Source organism: Pseudaestuariivita atlantica (genome assembly GCF_001205715.1).
GTDB lineage: Bacteria > Pseudomonadota > Alphaproteobacteria > Rhodobacterales > Rhodobacteraceae > Pseudaestuariivita > Pseudaestuariivita atlantica.
In genome coordinates this window covers 1-4,390 of sequence record NZ_AQQZ01000037.1, presented here as the reverse complement: position 1 = coordinate 4,390, position 4,390 = coordinate 1, and the positions used below count along the sequence as shown (strand labels likewise).

Here is a 4,390-nt window from a genome sequence, read left to right as displayed (position 1 = left end):
AGAGCTGAAGGGAATCCCCAATCGAGAGTCAGGCTTGGCGCAAGTTGGTATTACATCAGGCGTGTTGACGATCCGGTAGCCCAGACCACCGCCAAAAAAGGCGTCGTGCTCGTTCGTGGCAAACCCGTCGTATTCGTAGCGGGCCAGACCGAAGCCATATGTGCGCGGCGCGAAATGATAGGCACTCTCGTAGGTCGCAAAGAACTTCTCTTCGTTCTGCACGCCACCGGATTCACCGTATTCCGCAGCCAGACCAACCGTGTGTGCCCAGTCTCCAATGCCATATGTCAGGCGGCCGGCGGCAGCCAGGTCGACAGTATCGGTGTTGCCGGTTGCGGCCGAGAAAGTCAAAGCAACCGAGCCGCGCCAACCCTGCGGCACGCCGTTGGGGCCAAAGCGCTCGGTATCTTCGCCGCGGGCGAGATCGGTATTCACATCGTCTTCGATTTCCTCGATTCGATCGTTCAGCCGGTCGGTTCCGACAAGGGCGCCTTGAGCGATCACCGGCCCTGCAATGATGATGGCAAGCGCGGTGGCAGCTGCGAGTTTGGTCACGTCGCGCATCGAATTTTCCTTTCTAGGATTTGCCCCCGCTCCGGTATTGGAGGTTCGGGGCGTCTTTGCGAGACGTGATTTAGGAATGCGGTATGCTAAAGAAAACTTAAATATAATTAGACTTGATGCGAGTTTTGTTTATAGGTTGGGTTGCCCTTCGCCCAAGTCCCCGATTTCATGATCTTCCGAGATTTCCGCGAGGTTTTGCACCACGGCGTCACTCAGAATTTCGACCTGTTTGGCGACGTTTTTCAGCAACACCGATGCCGCCGCCGCCAGAACCGGCTCAACGTCGATGCGCCAGACCGCCCAGATCGGGTAGGGAAATTTTGGCGCATCGGGAACAAGATGCAGCCTCCCCTGATCGATAAACTCCTTCGCCGAGCGCGCCGGCAGATAGGCGGCAGCCTTGCGTCGCACGACATAGTCGCCGGCAAGCGCGCCGAGCGCCATGATCAGCCCGGACTTGCCCAGTTGCGGCAGGCCTAGCGCATGGGCGTGAATAAATTCCGGCCCCTAATCCACAAGCACATAACGGTCCCCAAGGTTCAAGTCGGGGTCGGGCCAGGACGCCACCAGTACAAGTTCTTCGTTTAGGACCTTTTCCACGCGTAGGCTCGGGCGCAGTTGTGGCGTATAGGTCAGGGCCACATCCAGCACGCCCTCGACCAGAAACCGCGTCAAACGGTCCGGCATGCCCAGTTCCGCGCGCACAGCGAGCTCCGGGTGGTTCGTTCGCAATGCATCGATCCACCGAAAGCCCAGCCGAGGCCAAAGCGAGTATTGCGCGCCGATCGAGAGCGTCCTCGTGAAGCCCTCGGGGATGGCAACCTGCTGGCGGGCTTCCTCCCAGATCTTCAGCAGGCTGAGAACGTAGCGCTCGAATTTCTCGCCAGCAGGAGTCAGTTCGGCCCCCGCCTTGGATCGGGTGAAGAGCGATTGCCCTAAACTGTCTTCGAGCCGCTGGACCCGCAACGAGACGGCCGACTGGGTGACAAATAGGCGTTCGGAGGCGGCGACGAATGATCCGGTAGAGGCAACCTCAAGAAATGTGCGCAGCAGCGTGATGTCCATACCAAAGCATCAAGGATTCGCATGACAAAGCCAAGTCAAGCGAGTTCAGCCAATAGACCCTCATCGATTCCGTCGATCAACCAAGTCCCCGGAGTGGTGGCGTCCTAAGTGGCGACTTCCATGATGGGGCTCTATTTCAAGCAGAGGCTGACCTCTGCACCTTGCCGCAATGTGCAGCGATTGGGAGCAGGTGCCATCCACCCCATACGCGACTCGGATTGCCCATTGGAACATCGCAGTACCTTGCCTGAATGGCCGAGTTTCATTCTGCCTTGCAGCGGGAGAAATTCGGCGTCGCAGCGGTTAGGCGCGCTGCGAGCGCGCGCAGCAAGAAATCAACGCGTCCGGGCTGGGCTCTTCGGTAGCATTAGCTGCGGGCGACACGAACGTCTGCAATGCGCACGGGGTTCATTCAACCAACCAGTACAGAAAAAGGGGAACCGTGATCCCACGGCTCCCCTTTCGGTTCAGATCGTCTAATCTCACGCGTTGATCACGCGACCAGCGAGAGCCCCGTGCCTGCGTCCTGCGGCTGCTCACCGCTGTCGATGAACGGGATGATCGAGAAGGTCTGCCCGCCGCGCTGCTCTTCGTTCTGCACGGCGTTGACGCGCAGGTCCCCATCAGGCGTGTTGATCAGCAGCGACAAGTAGTCATTGCCAGTGCGGCTGCTCTTGGCCATCCAGGCCGAGCCGACGCGGATCGGCGTGCCCCGGGGCGAGCTGACCTCGATCCGGTAGTCGGGGTGGGTCTCCTCGGTCTTGTAGCTGTTCTCGATCAGGATGAACTCCAGATCGAACATCATGTTGGCGATGTAGCCGGTGAAGGCGTTGTCGGCGTCCATGGCGGTGAGCTCGCCCGAGATCGAGCCGGATTTCATCAGGCCGTTCGAGACCAGCGGGATGATCTCGAATTCGCCGCTCTGGGCCGCGCGCGCCTCTTTCGTCTGCACCGCGTTGACCCGGAACGGGCCGAGGCCGACATCGATCTGCATCGAGATGTAGGGGTTGCCGCTGGTATTCCCGGTCTCGTTCCAGGCCGTGCCGATACGCACCTTGCGGCCTGATTTGTTGACTGCCGTCACGTCGTAATCCGGGCTGCGAGCGGACATCTTGGCCCGTGCCTCGAGCTGGATGGCGATGTCAAAGCGCGTCGAATGGATCATGCCGGTGTACTCGGCGGCTGCGGTCTCGACATTGCGGGTGAGGGTTCCTGCGAACATGGGATGGTTCCTTTTGGATTGGCCGGTGCCTGACGTTTTTGCCAACGCATCCGGGATTGCTTTCTCGACCCCTTGAGGGATCACAAATCAGAAAGCCTGCTTTCCTTTCAGCCCCGCCCATGGGTCAAAGCTGCCGTCCGAGTGGGAATGCCCCCGCGCCTCCGGGTGCTACGCCCCTCCCCTGCCCGTCTGGTCTTGATTGGTTGCCCGGATTTTCTGCGGCGTCCTTCGATTGCGCGACGAAGAACTCCGTTTCTTTTCCGTTCAACCGGTGCCCGCCCCGGTCGGTCAGACCGATGCAGCTACCATTCGACACATAGGTGATGAGGTACTGACCGAGCCGGTCCTTGTGGACGACGTAGCCGGTATTGGCCCAATGCACGGTCTGGCCGGCATCAACGGCCGCCTTGATTTCATCGAGTGTCATGCGAACCTCCTCAAGAAGAATGGTGGGGAAACGACGCAAGAAGCCCGGTCGTTCAACCGGGCTTCCATGCAGCATTTGTTTGGCAAACGGCCGAGAGCTGTCAGGCGCTTTGCGTGGCTTGCGTCGCGGGCGCCGCCATCCAATCTTTCAGGCCAAGAACCGTTCTTCCGGCGGCGACCTCGGAGGCCCAGGCAACCCTTGGGTCGCCGCAGGGCTCATCGCCGGAATGCCGGTCGATGTGGCCATTGGCCATCCATGGCTCGGGCTGGATCCGTCGCAGCCAGTCCGCCATACTCGGGATACGGCCCTGGCAGTCTTCGCGGACATGCTGTTCGCCGATCCAGCGCACGGGGATTTCTCGACCAGCGCTATTGGTCAGGGTCAAGCCGAAGGCGCGTTCAGCCTCGAACAGGCCTTGGGCATGGTGGCGAAGCGCCCTGTGCGTGAACAGCGCGAGATGCTCTTTCGAGGCGTCAAACCAATCGTGGACGGCCTGATAGTCAGACGGCACCCCGCCGAACTTCCGGGCAGAGCTTTCGGCATGATGAAGCGGATGGGCCATCTCAAAGCCCCTCGTCATAGCTGTGCGAGCATTCGACGTAGCGGTCCGCATGATCGAGGGTGATGCTGTCTGCTGCAATGTCCCAGGTCAGCGTGCCATGGCCGCCCTCGTTGTTCTCGAACCCCGGGTGATGGTGATAGGCGAGCGACCAGGCGAAATCGCCCACGGCGGTGACAAGCGGATCCGGCAGTTGGACCTCTGCAGGCTGCACGATCACATCCTCGACATTGCCGGAGTCGCCATAGCCTTCGTATTCAGCGGTCACCTCGCTGATGCCAAGCGCGCGCAATTGCGCGAGCAGTTCCGCTCGGGATGCCTTCAGGGTGGTTTCGCGCTCCGCGCGCCACTGAGCCGCCATCGCGGCGTAATCGATCTGGGGGTTGGTCATGGGTCTGTCCTCTTATCTTCTATTGGGGGGGGCGGGCAGCGCATGGGCATGCCCGCGCCCGGGAAGCGCAGACCGGCCAAGTGCTGATCCGCGACGCCCAACCGAAAGCCAGCTTCCGTAATGGGGCGGGCCTCTGTCAAGGGTTTCGGGCAAGTCAAAAAT

Annotated in this window: 7 protein-coding genes; all 7 read right to left on the bottom strand. The window is 60.6% G+C overall.

Annotated elements, in window-relative coordinates; translation table 11 throughout:
• Nucleotides 1–564, bottom strand: a 564-nt coding sequence (locus ATO11_RS20905; RefSeq protein ID WP_242601495.1) for a DUF481 domain-containing protein, incomplete at its 3' end; no start/stop codon positions are given.
• A 129-nt stretch (nt 565–693) separates the two neighbouring features.
• Nucleotides 694–1,008 (bottom strand): hypothetical protein, encoded by a 315-nt coding sequence (locus tag ATO11_RS22565; RefSeq protein WP_341271343.1) that lies wholly within the window; start codon nt 1,006–1,008, stop codon nt 694–696.
• Nucleotides 1,009–1,071: 63 nt separating this feature from the next.
• Nucleotides 1,072–1,629, bottom strand: coding sequence for a LysR family transcriptional regulator (locus ATO11_RS22560; RefSeq protein WP_341271342.1), 558 nt, complete (start codon nt 1,627–1,629; stop codon nt 1,072–1,074).
• A 493-nt stretch (nt 1,630–2,122) separates the two neighbouring features.
• Entirely contained in the window at nt 2,123–2,851 is a 729-nt protein-coding gene (locus tag ATO11_RS20895; RefSeq protein WP_050532853.1) for a DUF736 family protein, read from the bottom strand.
• A gap of 124 nt (nt 2,852–2,975) precedes the next feature.
• A complete protein-coding gene (locus ATO11_RS20890) occupies nt 2,976–3,278 on the bottom strand; it encodes a hypothetical protein (protein ID WP_050532852.1) in 303 nt (100 codons plus the stop codon).
• A 100-nt stretch (nt 3,279–3,378) separates the two neighbouring features.
• Nucleotides 3,379–3,840, bottom strand: coding sequence for a DUF6915 family protein (locus ATO11_RS20885; protein WP_050532854.1), 462 nt, complete (start codon nt 3,838–3,840; stop codon nt 3,379–3,381).
• Nucleotide 3,841: 1 nt separating this feature from the next.
• Nucleotides 3,842–4,228, bottom strand: a complete 387-nt coding sequence (locus ATO11_RS20880; RefSeq protein ID WP_050532851.1) for a DUF6878 family protein — start codon at nt 4,226–4,228, stop codon at nt 3,842–3,844.
• Between the last annotated feature and the right edge of the window lie 162 nt (nt 4,229–4,390).